At 43.7% G+C, this 16,265-nt stretch carries 16 protein-coding genes; 7 read left to right on the top strand and 9 right to left on the bottom strand.

Annotation, left to right across the window (positions count from 1 at the left end; genetic code table 11):
- Positions 1–55: 55 nt before the first annotated feature.
- Together coaBC and V6252_RS10900 are read left to right on the top strand one after the other, a co-directional pair.
- Positions 56–1,465: a bifunctional phosphopantothenoylcysteine decarboxylase/phosphopantothenate--cysteine ligase CoaBC gene (gene coaBC / locus V6252_RS10905; protein WP_341610467.1), complete on the top strand. Its 1,410-nt coding sequence runs from the start codon at positions 56–58 to the stop codon at positions 1,463–1,465.
- 80 nt (positions 1,466–1,545) lie between these two features.
- Entirely contained in the window at positions 1,546–2,328 is a 783-nt protein-coding gene (locus V6252_RS10900; protein ID WP_341610466.1) for a sulfite exporter TauE/SafE family protein, read from the top strand.
- Positions 2,329–2,360: 32 nt separating this feature from the next.
- On the opposite strand, the gene V6252_RS10895 is transcribed toward V6252_RS10900, so the two are convergent.
- The 3 genes from V6252_RS10895 to V6252_RS10885 form a co-directional block, all read right to left on the bottom strand.
- Complete coding sequence (locus V6252_RS10895; protein WP_341610465.1) at positions 2,361–3,275, bottom strand: histone deacetylase family protein; 915 nt, start codon at positions 3,273–3,275, stop codon at positions 2,361–2,363.
- Between the two features lie 128 nt (positions 3,276–3,403).
- Positions 3,404–4,207, bottom strand: coding sequence for a YbjN domain-containing protein (locus V6252_RS10890; RefSeq protein WP_341610463.1), 804 nt, complete (start codon positions 4,205–4,207; stop codon positions 3,404–3,406).
- Between the two features lie 30 nt (positions 4,208–4,237).
- The gene (locus V6252_RS10885) at positions 4,238–5,341 is read right to left on the bottom strand and encodes a hypothetical protein (RefSeq protein ID WP_341610461.1); all 1,104 of its coding nucleotides are present in this window, start codon (positions 5,339–5,341) and stop codon (positions 4,238–4,240) included.
- Positions 5,342–5,503: 162 nt separating this feature from the next.
- Between V6252_RS10885 and ccmA the strand changes: the two genes are divergently transcribed.
- From ccmA to ccmE, 5 genes are all read left to right on the top strand, one after another.
- The gene (gene ccmA / locus V6252_RS10880; RefSeq protein WP_341610459.1) at positions 5,504–6,133 is read left to right on the top strand and encodes a heme ABC exporter ATP-binding protein CcmA; all 630 of its coding nucleotides are present in this window, start codon (positions 5,504–5,506) and stop codon (positions 6,131–6,133) included.
- Between the two features lie 135 nt (positions 6,134–6,268).
- A complete protein-coding gene (locus tag V6252_RS10875) occupies positions 6,269–6,925 on the top strand; it encodes a heme exporter protein CcmB (protein ID WP_341610513.1) in 657 nt (218 codons plus the stop codon).
- A gap of 286 nt (positions 6,926–7,211) precedes the next feature.
- Positions 7,212–8,000: a heme ABC transporter permease CcmC gene (gene ccmC, locus V6252_RS10870; RefSeq protein ID WP_057761594.1), complete on the top strand. Its 789-nt coding sequence runs from the start codon at positions 7,212–7,214 to the stop codon at positions 7,998–8,000.
- Positions 8,001–8,016: 16 nt separating this feature from the next.
- Positions 8,017–8,238, top strand: coding sequence for a heme exporter protein CcmD (gene ccmD, locus V6252_RS10865; RefSeq protein ID WP_057761592.1), 222 nt, complete (start codon positions 8,017–8,019; stop codon positions 8,236–8,238).
- Positions 8,239–8,481: 243 nt separating this feature from the next.
- On the top strand, positions 8,482–8,982 hold the full coding sequence (gene ccmE / locus V6252_RS10860) for a cytochrome c maturation protein CcmE (RefSeq protein ID WP_102091822.1): 501 nt from the start codon (positions 8,482–8,484) through the stop codon (positions 8,980–8,982).
- A gap of 100 nt (positions 8,983–9,082) precedes the next feature.
- On the opposite strand, the gene V6252_RS10855 is transcribed toward ccmE, so the two are convergent.
- The 6 genes from V6252_RS10855 to V6252_RS10830 all read right to left on the bottom strand — a co-directional run bounded on the left by V6252_RS10855 (position 9,083) and on the right by V6252_RS10830 (position 16,108).
- Positions 9,083–9,931, bottom strand: a complete 849-nt coding sequence (locus V6252_RS10855) for an aldo/keto reductase (RefSeq protein ID WP_341610457.1) — start codon at positions 9,929–9,931, stop codon at positions 9,083–9,085.
- 349 nt (positions 9,932–10,280) lie between these two features.
- Positions 10,281–11,258 (bottom strand): MetQ/NlpA family ABC transporter substrate-binding protein, encoded by a 978-nt coding sequence (locus V6252_RS10850; protein WP_341610456.1) that lies wholly within the window; start codon positions 11,256–11,258, stop codon positions 10,281–10,283.
- Between the two features lie 170 nt (positions 11,259–11,428).
- Positions 11,429–12,115 (bottom strand): methionine ABC transporter permease, encoded by a 687-nt coding sequence (locus tag V6252_RS10845; RefSeq protein WP_057761583.1) that lies wholly within the window; start codon positions 12,113–12,115, stop codon positions 11,429–11,431.
- A 19-nt stretch (positions 12,116–12,134) separates the two neighbouring features.
- Entirely contained in the window at positions 12,135–12,905 is a 771-nt protein-coding gene (locus V6252_RS10840) for a methionine ABC transporter ATP-binding protein (protein ID WP_341610454.1), read from the bottom strand.
- A 256-nt stretch (positions 12,906–13,161) separates the two neighbouring features.
- Entirely contained in the window at positions 13,162–15,300 is a 2,139-nt protein-coding gene (locus tag V6252_RS10835; protein WP_341610452.1) for a sensor histidine kinase, read from the bottom strand.
- An 85-nt stretch (positions 15,301–15,385) separates the two neighbouring features.
- Positions 15,386–16,108 carry a response regulator transcription factor gene (locus tag V6252_RS10830; RefSeq protein WP_057761578.1) on the bottom strand — a complete coding sequence of 241 codons (723 nt, stop codon included), beginning with the start codon at positions 16,106–16,108 and terminating at the stop codon, positions 15,386–15,388.
- Between the last annotated feature and the right edge of the window lie 157 nt (positions 16,109–16,265).

Here is a 16,265-nt window from a genome sequence, read left to right as displayed (position 1 = left end):
AATTGTTACTATAAGCGCAATTTTATCTTTTCACTTTTTTGTTGATGCCACGCTTATGTCCAATATTGTGCTTGCTATTACTGGCGGTATCGCCGCTTATAAATCTGCTATATTTGCCCGCCTTTTAGTCAAGGCAGGCTTTGATGTGCGCGTTATCATGACGACAGGCGCACAAGCATTTATCACACCCCTGACGCTACAAGCGCTAACGGGTAACGAGGTGCATGTCTCGTTGCTCGATGAGCAAGCCGAGGCAGGTATGGGACATATTGAGCTGGCTAAATGGGCCGACTTAATCGTGATTGCACCTGCTTCAGCCAATACGCTTGCGCGTCTGGCTATGGGTATGGCTGATGATCTATTGACCACAGTATGCCTTGCCACTACTGCGCCTGTTATTATTGCGCCTGCCATGAATCAGCAGATGTGGGCACATCCGGCAGTCAACCTAAACGTGCAAACATTGCGCGATATGAATTATCAAATTATCCAGCCAGCTAGTGGTGAGCAAGCGTGCGGTGATGTCGGAGCAGGGCGATTGCCTGAGCCTGAGGAGTTGTTGGATGAGGTGTTACTGTTCATAGCGATGAATACGACGCCGCAATTGCTGGCAGGCAAAAGAGTGGTCATTACCGCAGGTCCAACCGTAGAAGCGATCGACCCTGTGCGTTATTTGTCTAATCACTCTTCAGGAAAAATGGGTTTTGCATTGGCACGTGCCTGCGTGGCTGCTGGTGCAGACGTTGTTTTAATCGCTGGAGGTAAAGTGGCATTGCCCACGCCGCTCAATGTCACACGAATCGATGTGCTGTCTGCCGAAGATATGCTAATAGCGGCGCAGCAATGTGTGGAAGGTACGCATAGCGAGCTGCAATTTGTCCTTGAAGAAGAGCATGACCATTCTCATGAGCATACGCATGACCACTCTCATAACCATTTCCACGAGCATCATCATGGCGACTGTGGTTGCGGTGATGATGATGTAAGCGACCATAATGACCATAATGACTCGCTACAGTCTTATGATGACAACCAATTTGTAAAAGCAGATATTTTTATCGCGACCGCAGCCGTAGCAGATTATCGTACGGAAGAAGCGGCACCGCAAAAAATTAAAAAGACACAAGATGCCATGACGCTCAGTCTGGTTAAAAACCCTGATATTCTAGCGACGATTTCTCTTGCGCATCCAGCATTGTTTGTCGTTGGTTTTGCCGCAGAGACGCAAGATGTTGAACGTTATGCCCGTGGTAAGTTGGTCGCAAAAGATTTGGATATGATTGCTTGCAATGATGTCTCACGTGCAGATATTGGTTTTGCTAGTGATGACAATGCGATGCAGGTGTTTTTCTCTGAGCGCTATGAGCGTGACGCGGTAACACTTGAGAAGACCAGTAAAGATAAAATTGCTGAGCAACTAGCTAGCATCATCGGTCAAGCAATCGGTCAACGTAAAGATAGTTAGAGCTACAGGCGCTAAATCTGATAGCTAGCATGTAGATAGTGTGTAGATACAGACGCTGAGCCTCAAATGGTGTGACCGATATGATGAATATAGCTGGTAACGATAGCACTCAGATGCTAGTGCTGACGATTATTTTTGCGCTTGCCTCACTGCTGCATGGTATTAGCGGACTTGGCGCAACGCTAGTGACGACCACTGCGCTTGCTAGTATGTACCCATTGCGACACGCTATTGTGTTAGTGATTTTTCCCTCGCTAGTTGTCAATGTGATGACCTGGCTAGTAGGCGGTGAGCGCACCATTTGGCAAAACTTTATCTACTACGGCAGACGCTATTGGCTGCTTGCGCTTACTAGCTTACTAGGTAGCATTTTAGGTGCGAAACTATTGCTATGGGTCGATAGCGCTTATATTCTCTTATTGTTGGCCGCGGTCATTGCTTTCTACGTTGTGAGTAGCTTACTCGGCAAACAAATCCGTCTACCAAACACCAAGCCTATGTTAATTGCCGTTGGTTTTGGTGCAGGCGTGATTGGCGGCTCGACCAATGCAATGTCGACCATACTGATGATGTATTTATTGTCTGCCAGTGACGATAAAAACACCATCGCCAAAGTCGGTAACATGTGCTATTTCTTAGGAAAGATTGCTCAAATTATCGTGTTGCGTGAGCCTATCATGGCACTGAGTAGTGGTGAGTGGCAGCTGATTACTTTTTTAAGTGTGCTATCTATAGTGACTCTTTTGGTTGGAATCCGTTTGCGTCGCTATTTACCGCAAGCGCGTTTTCGTCAGCTTATTTTATTGATTTTAATCGTGCTTGGAATACGCGTTGGCTGGCAAGGTATTACCGCATTGTTATAGCTAAAGATATAAGCCTTTTCAGCGATATTTTATTAGACCAATTCCTCAAAAAATATCTGCTGTGCCAAACGAAAGGTATTGCAATGCGCTTCGACCACATCTTCGATATCTTCTGAGTAGCCGCCACCCATCACGATAGCGACAGGGATATTGGCGGCTTTTGCTTGCTGCAGTACATATTCATCACGCGCCTTGCACCCTGCTTGTGTCAAACCAAGTTTGCCGAGCTTATCGGTAGCGAGCACGTCGACTGCAGACTGATAAAAAATCATATCTGGCGCAACTTCAGCGATTAAACGTGGCAGCGTGTCCTCTAATATCTGTAAATACTCAGCATCGCCAGTATCGTTGTCTAGCTCAATGTCTAAGTCTGATACTTGCTTACGAAACGGATAATTCTTTGCACCGTGCATGCTAAAGACAAAAACGCGTGGCTCATCTGCCATGATACTGGCGTTACCATTGCCTTGATGAACGTCCAAATCGATCACTAAAATTTTCTTTGCCTGTCCACGATTTAGCAATAAATTGCTAGCGATACAAACATCATTGAAGACACAAAAGCCTTCTCCATGACCAGCAAAGGAGTGATGGGTGCCGCCTGCGACGTTCATGGCCACGCCATATTGCTGAGCATATAGCGCGCACTCATACGTTGCATGGGCAATATAACGACCGCGCTCCACCAACTGCGGCGTCATCTCAAATCCGATCGCACGAGCAGCCTTGCGCGGCAGTGTTTGGGTTTTAAGCTGATACCAGTACTCTGCGGTATGCGTGGTCAAAATCTCATCTTCGCTTAAGCGAGCAGGAGCAAAGAAGTTATCTTGGCTAATAGTGCCTTCTGCCAGTAGACGCTCAGGAATCATAATGTACTTCTGCATTGGGAAGCGGTGCTTTTCGGGCACGGAGTAGCGAAAGACGTCAGAGTAGGCAATTTTTAGCATAAGATTTCTAGCTTAGTATTGATGGTTTTTTGGATAGAAAAATAAAGGGGCAAGTATCAGCTATCGTCGATTATAGATTGACTGAAAAACGAGTTTATCGAATGAACTTAATTATCGAATGAACTGAGCTATTGAACAAACTGAGTCGGTAAAAAGAACGTGCGCGCGTTTGTCTGTTGACGTAGCTCTACAAGTAGCGTTTGCATGTCTTCAGCAGGGTCTTGATTATTAACCAAGTTGCCAAATAGCTCGTTGGCAACCGTGGTCATCGCAACCACGCTTTGTAGTAAATGCTCAATGATCTCATTATCTATACCAACCGCTTCGACATCGATAGCATTTTTGTAGCGTATCTCACCATCGTTGACATCCATCTCTAGATTACCGATTAGCATGTCATAGTTGATTTGGGTGATGAGTAGCATCGCGGCACTTTGATGACTTTCTGGTATCAAAAATGGCAAGATGCCGTAGATGGCCAATAGTTTGTTTTTTTCTTGCACCCGAAACAGATAGCCACAGTTTATTTGCTTATGACGCATTCTCAAGGATAAGTGATGCGATTTTTGGCTGTCGTTGGTTTTGGGTCGATAATGCGTGTAGTGCCATTGTTTGTCATTGAAGTATTGCTTTAAACAGTCGACGATAGGCGTATCACTTTGGTTTTTAGATTCTGCATTTGTGCTATCGGTTTTGAGTTGAGATGTATCTGCTTGTGCTTGAGCGTTATCCTGTTTGCTGCCCTGATTCGCCTCTAACTCATGAGAGATATCAGAAATATCAGCTGATATATTTTTTGTATTATTAATCTCGCTATCAGCAAGTGATGCATGCCCTTGCTCGCTTGCACCATCAATGACTGACTGCGGTGCGGCAGCAGTCAGTAACCGTTTGATTTTTTGCCACAAGCTGAGTTTATTGCGTTGACTCATAATAGTATGCTGACAAGTAAAGGTTGTAAATTAATCGTGAGTGAATGCCAAGCCTTCTTTAATAGCAGGCTGTGCATAAAACGCTGCTAGCATTTCACGAATATGAGCTGTCAACCAAGGCGTCTCAAGAGCATCGTACACGATAGGCAGTAGTGTAGTGCTACATTGCTTCATGGCAGCTTCGTCAATGTGTAAACTCGCTGCGATGGTCGCCATCGTGTCAGACTGATGATTGGCATACCAAGTGTCAATGCTTGCCGAGGCTAAGCTGTGCAGATATGGTGACAGTCGCAGACGATTATAGCTTTGTTGGATACTGGCTTCGATATGGTCAATGCTACTATTACCAGGCTCATCGCTTAAATAGGTTTGTAGCTCACTGATCGGTTGGTCTTTGATGCGATCCCAGCCCATTACCATCAGGCGTGCCACTTCTTCATTTGATAAGTGTTCCTGCGCATTGGCTTCGGCTTTGCGCGTCAAATCTTTGATATTGCGATGCAGGTAGGTTTGTAGTTTTTCATCGAGGTTTCTGTTGGTTGCCTTTTCAAAAGAGCTGCGCCCAAGCTTCATCAATTTACCAACGCCACCTGCTTTATCGAGCGTGCTTTCCATAAAGTCATTGATAGCGTGATAGAGTGTTTGGGTCAATAAATCTGCAAAGGTTTCGTTACCGACCAGCGTATGAATCAATATGTTACGCTGCTGCTCATGGCTACCGATATAGTTGGCCAGCGTTTCGACTTGGGCATCATCGACCAGCTCAGACAAAGGCACATTGTCATTGACTGGATGATAAATAATGGTATGCAAAATATCACGAATATCTGTACGCATCACCTCAGTCATCGGCTGATTTAACAGCCAGTCTTTCATCAGCTGCTGTAAATGGTCACAGGTAATATATTTGCTTAAAGGCTGCGCACCAAACCATTGCCAAGCTTCCATCGCTAGTGGCTCAGCTTGATTGTGCAACCACTGCTGCATAAAGTTGACTTGAGCATCAATCAAGCTATCTACTGTCAAACAGCTGGCTGATAGCTCTTTTGACAAGTTAGTATCTGCGTTGTCAGTCTCTGTATCAGGCATTTGTGTTTGGCTATCTTGTGAAGTCGGCATAGGTTTTGAAGTCATATTGTAAAGTCATGTTTTTTTGAGGTCGTACTTTTTGAAGTCAGAGTAATCGACAATTTGTTATACTGTGTGTTTGTAGCGAGCATAGGGTATTATGCCACGAACATTGCCTTTGTTTGTGATGAATATTGACTGCTGCTTGATAAATAACCAGAGGTTTTGATGACGGTTTTGGATACGCCTTTACTTGCACTTGATGAGCTGACGGTTCAGCGCGGTGAGATACCGCTGTGCGAAAGAGTTGCGTTGCAGCTATCTGCTGGTAGTATTTGCCATTTGATTGGGGCAAATGGGACGGGAAAGACCACGCTATTGATGCAGTTGGCTGGATTGTTACCTGTTCTGGCAGGTGAAGTTACTTATCAAGGACAGTCGTGCCTACCCATCCAGCCTTTATATGTCTCGCACCAGTTGGGCATCCATCCAAATCTGACAGTGGCCCAGAATCTGACATTTCTACTGAACTTATATGGCATCACGTCAAGCGCTGCTGATATTGACGATGCACTCACATGGGTTGGGCTACAAGGGTTTGAAACGATCAGCTCCAGTCATTTGTCCGCTGGGCAAACGCGGCGCATCACGCTGGCACGATTGTACTTGTTAACTCCTGACGTGACACCGCTCTGGTTACTTGATGAGCCTTTCACGGCGCTGGATGTCGATATGGTGGCACGTATGGAAGAGCGGTTATGCGAATTTGCACAGGCTGGCGGGTCGATACTAATGACCAGTCATCAGGCAGTCGGTGTCGCCAATCAGGTGCTCGATTTGTCAGATTATATGGTATAAGTTTGATTGCTATCAGTACCATCAGTATATGTGCAAGGACAAATAATGACAGACAGTCCAATACAAGTAGGATCAGTAGCCGCTATGAATAAAAGTCCAAAAGCTATTGTTGCAGCGCCTCGCAGTATTGAGTTTATGCAGCTGTGGCGCCGTGAATGGCAAGTCAAGCAGCAAGGAGCGGTACAATGGTTGTATCCGTTAGTACTGTTCTTAGTGATTATTACTTTGTTTCCGTTGGCAGTCGGTAGTGAGCCTGTGCTATTGCAGCGTCTGGGCGTATCAGCAGTGTGGATTGCTGCGTTGCTGTCACTGGTAATGGGTGTTGATGGATTATTCAAGCCTGCGCTTGATAATGGTACGCTTGCGCAATTGGTCGTGGCCAAAGCGTCACTACCGCTATGGGTGCTGATTAGACTGGTCATTCATTGGATTTTTAGTAGTGGTATTGTGGCAGCGCTTAGCTTGCTTGCCGTGCCGTTATTTCAGCTCAGTTGGTTTGAAGCGTGGATATTGATGGCGTCTATCGTGACAGGTAGCCCAATGCTGCTAATGTTATCCGCGATTGCCAGTAGTTTGACGCTATCATTGAAGAATGGGGCAGTATTGGTGCCTTTGATTGCTTTACCGATGCAGTTGCCAGTCTTGATTTTTGCTACAGGTGCAGTTGATTTATTTGCTTCTGGGATGAACGGTTTGCCTATTTTAGCTTTATTGCTGGCAGGAAGTATTGTTTCTGTCCTAGTTATGCCTTGGGTGATTGCTACCACTTTAAGAATGTCATGGCTCAATTAAGCGATTTGCGCTTTGTAATCCTAAAGTCCAGTTGTCGAAATTTAATTATCTAAGCCCAGTTATCTAAATATAGTTATCTAAACCTAGCCATCGAAATCCAGTTATCTGCATCACATGTATTAACATCGTGGTGAAAACTGGCAATTTTGCTATAATAGTCAATTGAATACGTAAACAGCTCTTTGTAGATTCTATCCAGTGTTTAACGCCAGCAGGTGAGTTGATAGTGGTGCTTTTACAGACCGCATCCTTTATCGCCAGTAAGCTGTGTAATAGGTTTCTTCCCATGCCCAACCTGAATAACGTCTCATCCCCTAGCTTGTGGCAGCGCATTTGGCAGGGTTTCTTGACCACTGTGGGTACCAAGCAGTTTTTTCGTATCTTTAGCCCTTGGGTCAAGTGGTTAGCGATATTGGCCAGCCTCTGTTTGCTCATTGGTAGTGTATGGGGCCTTGCTTTTGCGCCGCCTGATTATCTTCAGGGCAATAGCTATCGCATTATTTTTATCCATGTTCCAGCGGCCAGTCTTGCCATTTCTATCTATTTTTCCCTTGCGGTTCTGGGGGTGATCTATTTGGTATGGAAGATTAAGACAGCCAGTTTGGTCGCGCAGGCACTTGCCCCAATGGGCTTTTTGCTATGCGTCATCAGTTTGCTTACAGGCTCTATCTGGGCAAAGCCAACATGGGGTACTTATTGGGTGTGGGACGCACGTCTTACGTCAATGCTGATATTGGCGTTTTTATACGCGGGCGTGATGGCTTTGTTTGCCGCTTTTGAGCATACGGCCAATCGCGGTAAAGCGGCTGCTATTTTATCTATCGTGGGTGCAGTGAACCTGCCTATTATCAAGTACTCAGTAGAGTGGTGGAATACCTTGCATCAAGGCGCGACCTTTAGCTTGACCGCCGCACCGAAGATGTCGGCAGATATGTGGATGCCCTTGCTACTGATGATTATCGGCAGCTATTTACTGGTCGCGACATTAGCGATTTATCGTACTAACACGCTGATTTTATACCGTGATCAAGGCAAAGCGTGGGTCAAAGAATACATTCGTGGTCAACACAAATAACGGCTAGGAAAATACTATGCAGCCTTACTTTTATAGCGTATCTGAGTTTTTCGCCATGGGTAAGCATGGGGTTTTTGTGTGGTCGTGCTGGGCGATAACGATTGGCGTGATGTTGGCATTTATTATCTATAGCCGCAAACAACGACAGTCACTTATCAAACAGCTGACCATCCAGCAAGCTCGTCAAGCACAACGAACGACCAAAACCTCAACGCCTGTAACCAAACAAGCTGAATAAAAATCATATTAATATCAGGGTTTTAGCGTAAGGATCCGTATCCTTACACTGACAAAAATATGACCTTGCGAGTAGCGATGGGGCTTATTGATTTGTCCGAAAAATGCTACCATATAGCGATTAGAAGAGTACGATTAGAAAGACATTTTCAAAACGTTTTTCTAATGGTGGTTTCTTCAAATTTTTCTGCTTTATAGATTGATTATGATTTATAAAACAGTGACTCATTAATGGGGTAGTGGTATGAATGCAGTTCGTCGGAAAAAATTGACGTGGGTTATGTTTACGCTGGCAGGTGCGGCCGTAGCAGTTATGTTGGTTATCTATGCCATCGGGCAGCAAACTGACTACTACTTTGATGCAACCGCTATTGCCCAAGGCGAAGCGCCTCAAGACAAACGTATTCGTGCTGGTGGTATGGTGGTTGCCGGTAGTGTGCAGCGTGCAGCAGACAATCCATTAAATGTTGAGTTTGCGATTACTGATTTTCAATCAACCGTGCCAGTGACTTACCAAGGTATTCTGCCAGACCTATTTGCTGAAAATTCAGGCGTCGTAGCTACGGGTAAAATGCAGGGCGATACTTTTGTCGCTGGGGAAGTGTTGGCCAAGCATGACGAAAACTATATGCCACCAGAAGTTGCTAAGTCTATGAAAGAAAATAATCGTAGCGGAGCGATACCTACTTCTGAACAGTATAATCCTGCTGAAAAAATTCATGAGACCGAAACGCTACAACAGTAATGATTTTGAGCTTTCATACCATATAAAAAAGCCACCGATAATCGGTGGCTTTTTATTGCGCTTTGTTTAGCTAATCAATTAATCCTACTTATTAACCCTGTTAGTCATCCCATACTGGACTATAGTCAGGATGTTCAATTTTACGACCGTCAGAGCTAGCTAAGTTACCGATTTTTTCTAACTCATCTGCACTTAAATCAACTTTGATGGCATCTAGATTGCCTTGCAGGTGATCAGGGTTAGATGTTTTTGGAATAGCCACACGATGCTTGTCTGATAAGATCCAAGCTAGTGAGATTTGTGCTGGTGTTACGTTGTGCTTATCTGCAATCTCTTTAATCACTTCGTTATCAAATACATCACCACGCGCTAATGGCGAGTAGGCTTCTAGTAGAATGTGATGATTATTCAAAAAGGTCTGTAATGTGTTTTGTTTAATGAACGGATGAAACTCTACTTGGTTCACGACAATAGGCACATCAGCATATTTCTTGGCCTCAATAATATTAGCGATATTGAAATTTGAAACACCAATATGACGCGTCAAGCCTTGCTTTTGTAGTTCACACAGCGCAGGAATGGTCTCAGATAACGGTACGCGGTCATCAGGCCAGTGCAATAGCAACAGATCAACATAATCTGTACCCAAATCTTCCAAAGAGCGTTTTGCTGCTGCGACCAGTTTTTCTGGCTCAAACTTCATATCATCTGGAAAAATCTTAGTAGTCAAAAAGAACTTATCGCGAGCCACGCCTGACTGTCTGATACCTTCGCCAACTTCTTTTTCATTGCCATAAGCTTGAGCGGTATCGATATGCTCATAACCCATTTCTAACGCTTTTTTGACCACGTCTACGCAATCTTGTCCAGTTGACTGCCAAGTACCTAGGCCTAGGATTGGGATATTCGCTTTTCCAGCGGTACGAATATTATAGTTTTTAGCGCTCATATTATTATCCTTGTTATGTGTATCTTATAATTTTTTACCAATTTTAAATATCATCAATAGTATGGTCTGACGAGTAAATTACTATTGAGCCTGTCCACTATAAGAAAAACCAAGGACAAGTGGAAGCGTGAGTGACGGTTTCCTACAAAGGGCAAACAGGCTGTAACGTGATTTTTGATAGTTATTTGATAGTTATTTGATAGTTATTTAATGCATAGTTAGTCTTTTGATAACGGTATTGGAAAACAGCACTCCCAAAATTAAAAACAAAAAAACGCCCATTACTCTAAGTAATGGGCGTTTCTATCAATCATAACACCTAAAAATTAGGTATTTTTGATTTAAAGTCTTATTGAGCAGCTGCTTCTGCAGTTTCTGGAGCATCAGCGCTTTCAGTTTTAGCGGCAGTGTCCGTATGTGCGCTATGATCAGTACCCCAGATTTTTGGGTACTTGTAGCCAGGGAACGTTTCATGAGCATACTTTTTGAAAGCTTCTGAGTTATAAGCGTTGGTCACATCTTCAACCCATTTTTTGCCAGTATCAGCAGATTTGATCGCTGACCAGTTTACATAAGCAAAGCTTGGCTCTTGGAACAATGCTTCGGTCAATTTGATACCAGAGTCGGTAGCATAGTTACCGTTGATAACTGCGAAGTCAACTTCATCACGTGCGCGTGGTAATTGAGCAGCTTCTAGTTCAACGATTTCGATATCGTATTTGCTGTTATCAGCGATATCTGCTTTTGATGCTGTCAATGGATCGATGTTGTCTTTCAATTTGATCCAGCCAAGATCGTTCATCATAACCAAAGCACGTGCAAAGTTACTAGGATCGTTTGGTGCAGAAACACTCATGCCTTTGAAAGCAGCATCAAGGCTAGTCTTTTTACCTGAGTAAATGCCAAGCGGAGCCGTTGGTACTTGGAATGCTTCTACTAGATCAAGGTTGTTTTCTTTTTTGAAATTATCAAGATAAGGCTTGTGCTGGAAGATGTTGATATCTAAATCGCCTTCAGCCAATGCAAGGTTAGGACGGACATAGTCAGTAAACGCAATCAACTCAACTTCATAACCTTGAGCTTCAAGCGTGCTCTTTACTTGGTTACGAACCATATCAGCAAAATCGCCTTCAGTCGTACCGATAACGATTTTGGTATGGTCAGGATCGATATCGCTAGCGGCAGTTTCTGCAGTGCTACCTTCGGTTACTGGCTCTTTAGTCGCTTCTGGCGCTGATGAATTGCTGCAACCAACTAAAACTAGACCTGATACACCAACAGCGGCAAATGCGGTAGCTAACTGACGGCTGATATCTGTTAATTTCATAATATGTCCTTAATAATGAATGGGGTTGAGTAAAACGTTTATCGTCTGAACATTAAAAAAGCAACATTATAAATAGTAATGCTGCTTTTATTGTAAGAGCTGAGATAAGGGTTGAGTGTTGCCAAAAATAAACCTAGTCGCTCGTAAAGTCAAGTATTCTCTAAAGCGGTTTAACGTTTGTCTAAACGATTGGCGAGCCAGTTACCAGAGGCTTGAATCGAGACGACCATGATTGATAATACAATCACGATAAAAATCATTACCTCGGTCTGATAGCGATAATAGCCATAACGAATGGCCAAATCACCCAAACCGCCACCACCGATCATACCAGCTGCCGCTGAATAAGAGAGCAAGCTGATACAAAGAATAGTGACTGACAATACTAAACCTGAGCGCGCTTCGTTAAGTAATACTTTAATAATGGTAAAAGGTCGTGCACCCATTGATTCAGTGGCTTCGATAATACCGCGCGGCACTTCGCGTAAATTTTGCTCAACCAAACGCGCAAAATAAAACGAACCTGCGATAGCAAGTACCAATGATGCAGCAATTGGTCCGATACCCGTACCAACGATGGCCTTGGTAAACGGACTCATCGCAATCATCAAAATCACGAAAGGGAAAGCACGCATAAAGTTGGTAATACCGCCAAGCACACCGTACAACGTCTTGTTTTGCAAGAACTGTCGATCACTAGACAAAAACAAGAATACGCCAAACAGTCCACCGATGACGATTGCGACTGTGGTCGAAATACCGAGCATCACAAACGTATCAATAAACGCGCTCACGATCTCTTTGCGTAACACAAGTAGCTTGTCTATAGAGGCGGATAATTCAGTACCAGTTAACATATCTATTTCTCCTGCCTCATTAGTCCTCGACGACTAGGCCTTTGCCAATCGGGGTGGTTGCTTGAATCAGACCGTCTCGCACATCCGCAACTTCTAATAGTTGCCCTTGATGCAATAATGCTGCGCGATCACAAAGTCTACGAATAACACTCATCTCATGGGTCACGATGACGATAGTCACGCCAAGTTGCTCATTAATATCGCGCAGACAAGTCAGCAAACTACGGGTCGTTGCAGGGTCAAGCGCACTGGTTGGCTCATCGGCCAACAATACTTTTGGACTAGGGGCAATCGCGCGAGCAATACCCACACGCTGTTTTTGTCCACCTGACAACTGCGCAGGATAGTGACCAGCACGATCGGTCAAATCAACAATCGCAAGACAATCCATGACGCGTTTATGAATGTCGCGACTTGGATAACCCGAGATTTTTAAGTTAAATGCCACGTTGTCAAAGACCGTTTGATTAGACATCAGATTAAACTGCTGAAAAATCATACCGATATTGTGACGGGCAATGCGCAGCTCACTGGCAGACAGCGTGGTTAGGTCAATACCGTCTATCACGACTTGACCCGAATCTGGACGTTCAAGCATGTTGATTAGGCGCAATAAGGTAGATTTACCTGCGCCTGAATAACCCATTAGACCAAAGATTTCGCCTTGTTTGATAGTCAGAGATGTCGGCTCAACAGCGGTAAACCAATGTGGTTTGCCGTCTTTGTCTTTGATTGATCGGTCGCTTAAAAAACTTTTGGTCACATCGTTTAAGACAATCATGTCATTCATGGAGGGCTCAAAATTTAATAAATTTTTTAATAGTTAAAAACGCGTCATCAGGCCTCTTTCAATATGTAAGAAGCTTGTCAAAACGACAACAGTCAATAACCGTATAATAAGGGGCGATAATATAGCATATTATCAGGTACTTTGGATATGCACATACGTGTCCGGCTTATGATTAATAGCTATTAAGAATAAGCGGTTAAAATGGCAAGTGTGAAGGTGACAGCGTGATAGCTGTCTATATAATGATGGGGACTGATTACTCGTGATAGTTGTAATGAGGATCGTGATGAATTGGGATAGTCACCAAAAATCTAGTATGACCATTTAGCGTATCTGTAATAATGCGTCCTTGATGGGCGGTGACGATTTGTGAAACTAGGGATAACCCTAATCCAGAGCCTTTGTTTTTTTGCTGCAAACGTACAAATGGGCTAAAGACTTCTTCTCGCTTGCCTTCAGGGATACCAGTGCCTTCGTCGATTACAGCTAGCACGGCGTATTTTGGCAGAGGACGTTCGGGCTCAGTTTTGGCTTTTTTCATATGCTTGGCAAACAAGCCTTCTTTACGCACGACTGCGCCTGAGTTCTCATTGTTTGAGCTATTAGATTTAGCGTCATCTTTCGTATTATTTGAGCCGTTATTTTTAGTAGCGGTATCAGTAGCAGATTTATCTGATTTTTGAGCACTATTATTGACAAAAGTGTCAGTATTCTCGCTTTCTACTTTGCTTATAGAGTTTGTTTTAGCTACTTCAATCAAGCCAGCGTTGTCAGTATTATTAATACTATTAGCATCGTTAGCAAGGTCAGTAGAATCTGGAACAGCTTTCCAAATAACTTTCTTAATTCTGTCAGTTAATTCACTGGTAAAGCTGTAATAGTCAGCAAGCAGTGATGATTCGCTAGTAGTGGGTTGGGGTTTGCTAGCACTGTCTATCAAGCTTTCATCTGAAAGGCCATTATCAATACTGGTGTTCTCATTGCTCTCGTTGTTTTCATTGCGAGCAGCTATGTCTTCACCGTTTTTGTAGATGATAGGCGTCGGTAGCTCTGCTATTGAGTCAGTCGTTTCGGATTTATTCTTATCAACCGAACTAGTAGCTTCATGTTTAGTGGTATGATTTTCAATTACCTTGGCATCAGCGTTTTCTTCATAATCGTCAAAATCTAAACTGTTGTAATCGACAAAGCTGCTGCATAGCACTGTTTGTAATAGATAGTCAGGCACAGTTCCGGCTTCTTCTATGCTCTGAACACCGTATAGCAATACCGTAACAGGTGGCTTGCCATGTAGCATAGCGTTGGTAAGTAAATTACGAATTAAGTGAGTCAGCATTGATGATTGACCATCTATCACGATGTGCTCACCAATGAGCGTGGCTTCAGGATAGTGCTGACGTTCTTGGTTTACCAAGTCGTATAAATCGAGGTTTTCAACTTGCTGTAAGGCATGACCTGCATCCAAACGGCTAACCAGTAATATGCTTTCTACTAAGTCATTAAGACCTGATAAGTCTCTATTGATCGCTTGTGCCCGTTTATCAAACTTTGCTTTGGTATCAGTTGGTAGTGCACCAGCCAACATATCCATCATTTCAATCTGTAGACGGATACGCGTAATCGGTGTGCGTAGCTCATGAGAAGCATGTGCCAGTAGCAAGTTATTGGCATCAATTAAGTGTTCAATTTTTTGAGCTGCTTGGTTGAATCCGCGTGCTAATGCAGCGATTTCATCATTACCACGCGCATTCACTCGGACAGTAAAATCACCATCACCCAATTGAGTCATTTGCTGGCTCAACTGGTCGATACGCCATGTCATTGTCCGTGCAATCAACCATAGTACACCTGCCATAATGAGCAAGAGTAGTAGCGTACCAGTGAATAAGTTCAAGGCTGCAGAAAGGACAGGTTTTTTAGGAGTGAGACGTGATTCATATAGCAAGGTATAACCCGTACTGCTATACACTTGGGCTTGCTTGGTAGGTGATGTATCTGCAAGTGATGGAAAAACGCGCGAGAATAAAGACGGAGTAGGGGGAAGCTCTAGGGGTAGGTCACTGTTATCAGTTTGCATAAGCAGCCGACCTTCACTGTCATACAATCCCATTTTTGCTTGTAGTGATTCATCAAAAATATCGAAACTTTTCTTAACGACAGCCAGCATAAAACGAGACTGCAAACGATTGTCTTTGCTGATAGAAATATTCAATTCGTGCAAGAATGGATCGATTTGCCCCAGAATCTGTGTGGCCAATATCTCTGAGCGAATACCCGCATCTTTATCATGAACAAGTTGGGTCAACAGCACCATTGCCACAGCAAATAACGTAAGTGCCAGCATAACGCTGGCAAATAGTTTGGCAAATACGGAACGAAAACCCAATTGCTGCATTAAACGATCTCTATTATTAAACGCTTGTACTGACTCATGGTATAGAGTTTACACCATGAGTCAGCTAATTAGGCATCCTTTATGATTACACCTGATCAGTGGCAAATTGATAGCCGACGCCACGTACGGTAATAATACGTTTTGGCTGGCGTGGATTGTCTTCGATCAAAGCACGTAGACGCGAAATATGTACATCAATCGCACGGTCAATGTTGTCTGAGCTGTCATCGTTTGGCATCGCTTGCCAGAGTTGCTCACGATTCAACACCTTGCCAGAATGAGTGGCGAAGTAGTGTAACAACTGAAACTGATGCGTGGTTAGACGTACCGGTTGGTCATCGATAGTGACTTCATGACTATCAGGGAACACACTCAAACGGCCAAAGGTGAGGCTGTCTGATTGGCTATCTGCTTGATTTGGTTGCTCATGACGACGAATAACCGCACGAATACGAGCTAAAAGCTCACGTGGCTCAAAAGGCTTGGCGATATAATCGTCAGCACCCATCTCTAGCCCCAACACGCGATCGGTTGTGTCGCCTTTTGCGGTCAGCATAATAATAGGTACTTTATTAGTCATGTTGTTCTTGTTGCCACGAATCTTTTGACATACTTGCATACCGTCCATATCAGGCAGCATAAGATCCAATACAACCAAGTCAATATCGCGCTCTTTGGTGTCTAATAAGTCGAGACCTTCTTGACCAAGACCAGCATGATGCACATCATAATAGTTCATGGTCAAATAATCGCTGATCAGCTCAGCCAAATCTGGATCGTCTTCAATCAATAAAATCTGCTTACTCATGGGATGTCCTCTAATTGTTATTGTGATTTATAAAAAGTATAACGTTTTCGGTAATGATGAGCTGTTGGTAATGATGAATAGTTAAACTATTAAGCCTCTACGTTTTCAAATATACAGAATAGCGAATAATTAAGTGCGAGTAGTATTTCAATACTCG

Origin of the sequence: Psychrobacter proteolyticus (assembly GCF_038155145.1) — a bacterium.
In the GTDB taxonomy this organism is placed as follows: Bacteria; Pseudomonadota; Gammaproteobacteria; order Pseudomonadales; family Moraxellaceae; genus Psychrobacter; species Psychrobacter proteolyticus_B.
The sequence above is the reverse complement of the archived record's forward strand: the minus strand, read 5'-3'. Positions and strand labels throughout refer to the sequence as shown.

What these genes read in the sequence shown, in the direction of transcription:
- coaBC (WP_341610467.1), top strand. Translation starts at nt 56, where the DNA reads ATGTCCAATATTGTGCTTGCTATTACTGGCGGTATCGCCGCTTATAAA.
- V6252_RS10900 (WP_341610466.1), top strand. Translation starts at nt 1,546, where the DNA reads ATGATGAATATAGCTGGTAACGATAGCACTCAGATGCTAGTGCTGACG.
- V6252_RS10895 (WP_341610465.1), bottom strand. Translation starts at nt 3,275, where the DNA reads ATGCTAAAAATTGCCTACTCTGACGTCTTTCGCTACTCCGTGCCCGAA.
- V6252_RS10890 (WP_341610463.1), bottom strand. Translation starts at nt 4,207, where the DNA reads ATGAGTCAACGCAATAAACTCAGCTTGTGGCAAAAAATCAAACGGTTA.
- V6252_RS10885 (WP_341610461.1), bottom strand. Translation starts at nt 5,341, where the DNA reads ATGACTTCAAAACCTATGCCGACTTCACAAGATAGCCAAACACAAATG.
- ccmA (WP_341610459.1), top strand. Translation starts at nt 5,504, where the DNA reads ATGACGGTTTTGGATACGCCTTTACTTGCACTTGATGAGCTGACGGTT.
- V6252_RS10875 (WP_341610513.1), top strand. Translation starts at nt 6,269, where the DNA reads ATGCAGCTGTGGCGCCGTGAATGGCAAGTCAAGCAGCAAGGAGCGGTA.
- ccmC (WP_057761594.1), top strand. Translation starts at nt 7,212, where the DNA reads ATGCCCAACCTGAATAACGTCTCATCCCCTAGCTTGTGGCAGCGCATT.
- ccmD (WP_057761592.1), top strand. Translation starts at nt 8,017, where the DNA reads ATGCAGCCTTACTTTTATAGCGTATCTGAGTTTTTCGCCATGGGTAAG.
- ccmE (WP_102091822.1), top strand. Translation starts at nt 8,482, where the DNA reads ATGAATGCAGTTCGTCGGAAAAAATTGACGTGGGTTATGTTTACGCTG.
- V6252_RS10855 (WP_341610457.1), bottom strand. Translation starts at nt 9,931, where the DNA reads ATGAGCGCTAAAAACTATAATATTCGTACCGCTGGAAAAGCGAATATC.
- V6252_RS10850 (WP_341610456.1), bottom strand. Translation starts at nt 11,258, where the DNA reads ATGAAATTAACAGATATCAGCCGTCAGTTAGCTACCGCATTTGCCGCT.
- V6252_RS10845 (WP_057761583.1), bottom strand. Translation starts at nt 12,115, where the DNA reads ATGTTAACTGGTACTGAATTATCCGCCTCTATAGACAAGCTACTTGTG.
- V6252_RS10840 (WP_341610454.1), bottom strand. Translation starts at nt 12,905, where the DNA reads ATGAATGACATGATTGTCTTAAACGATGTGACCAAAAGTTTTTTAAGC.
- V6252_RS10835 (WP_341610452.1), bottom strand. Translation starts at nt 15,300, where the DNA reads ATGCAGCAATTGGGTTTTCGTTCCGTATTTGCCAAACTATTTGCCAGC.
- V6252_RS10830 (WP_057761578.1), bottom strand. Translation starts at nt 16,108, where the DNA reads ATGAGTAAGCAGATTTTATTGATTGAAGACGATCCAGATTTGGCTGAG.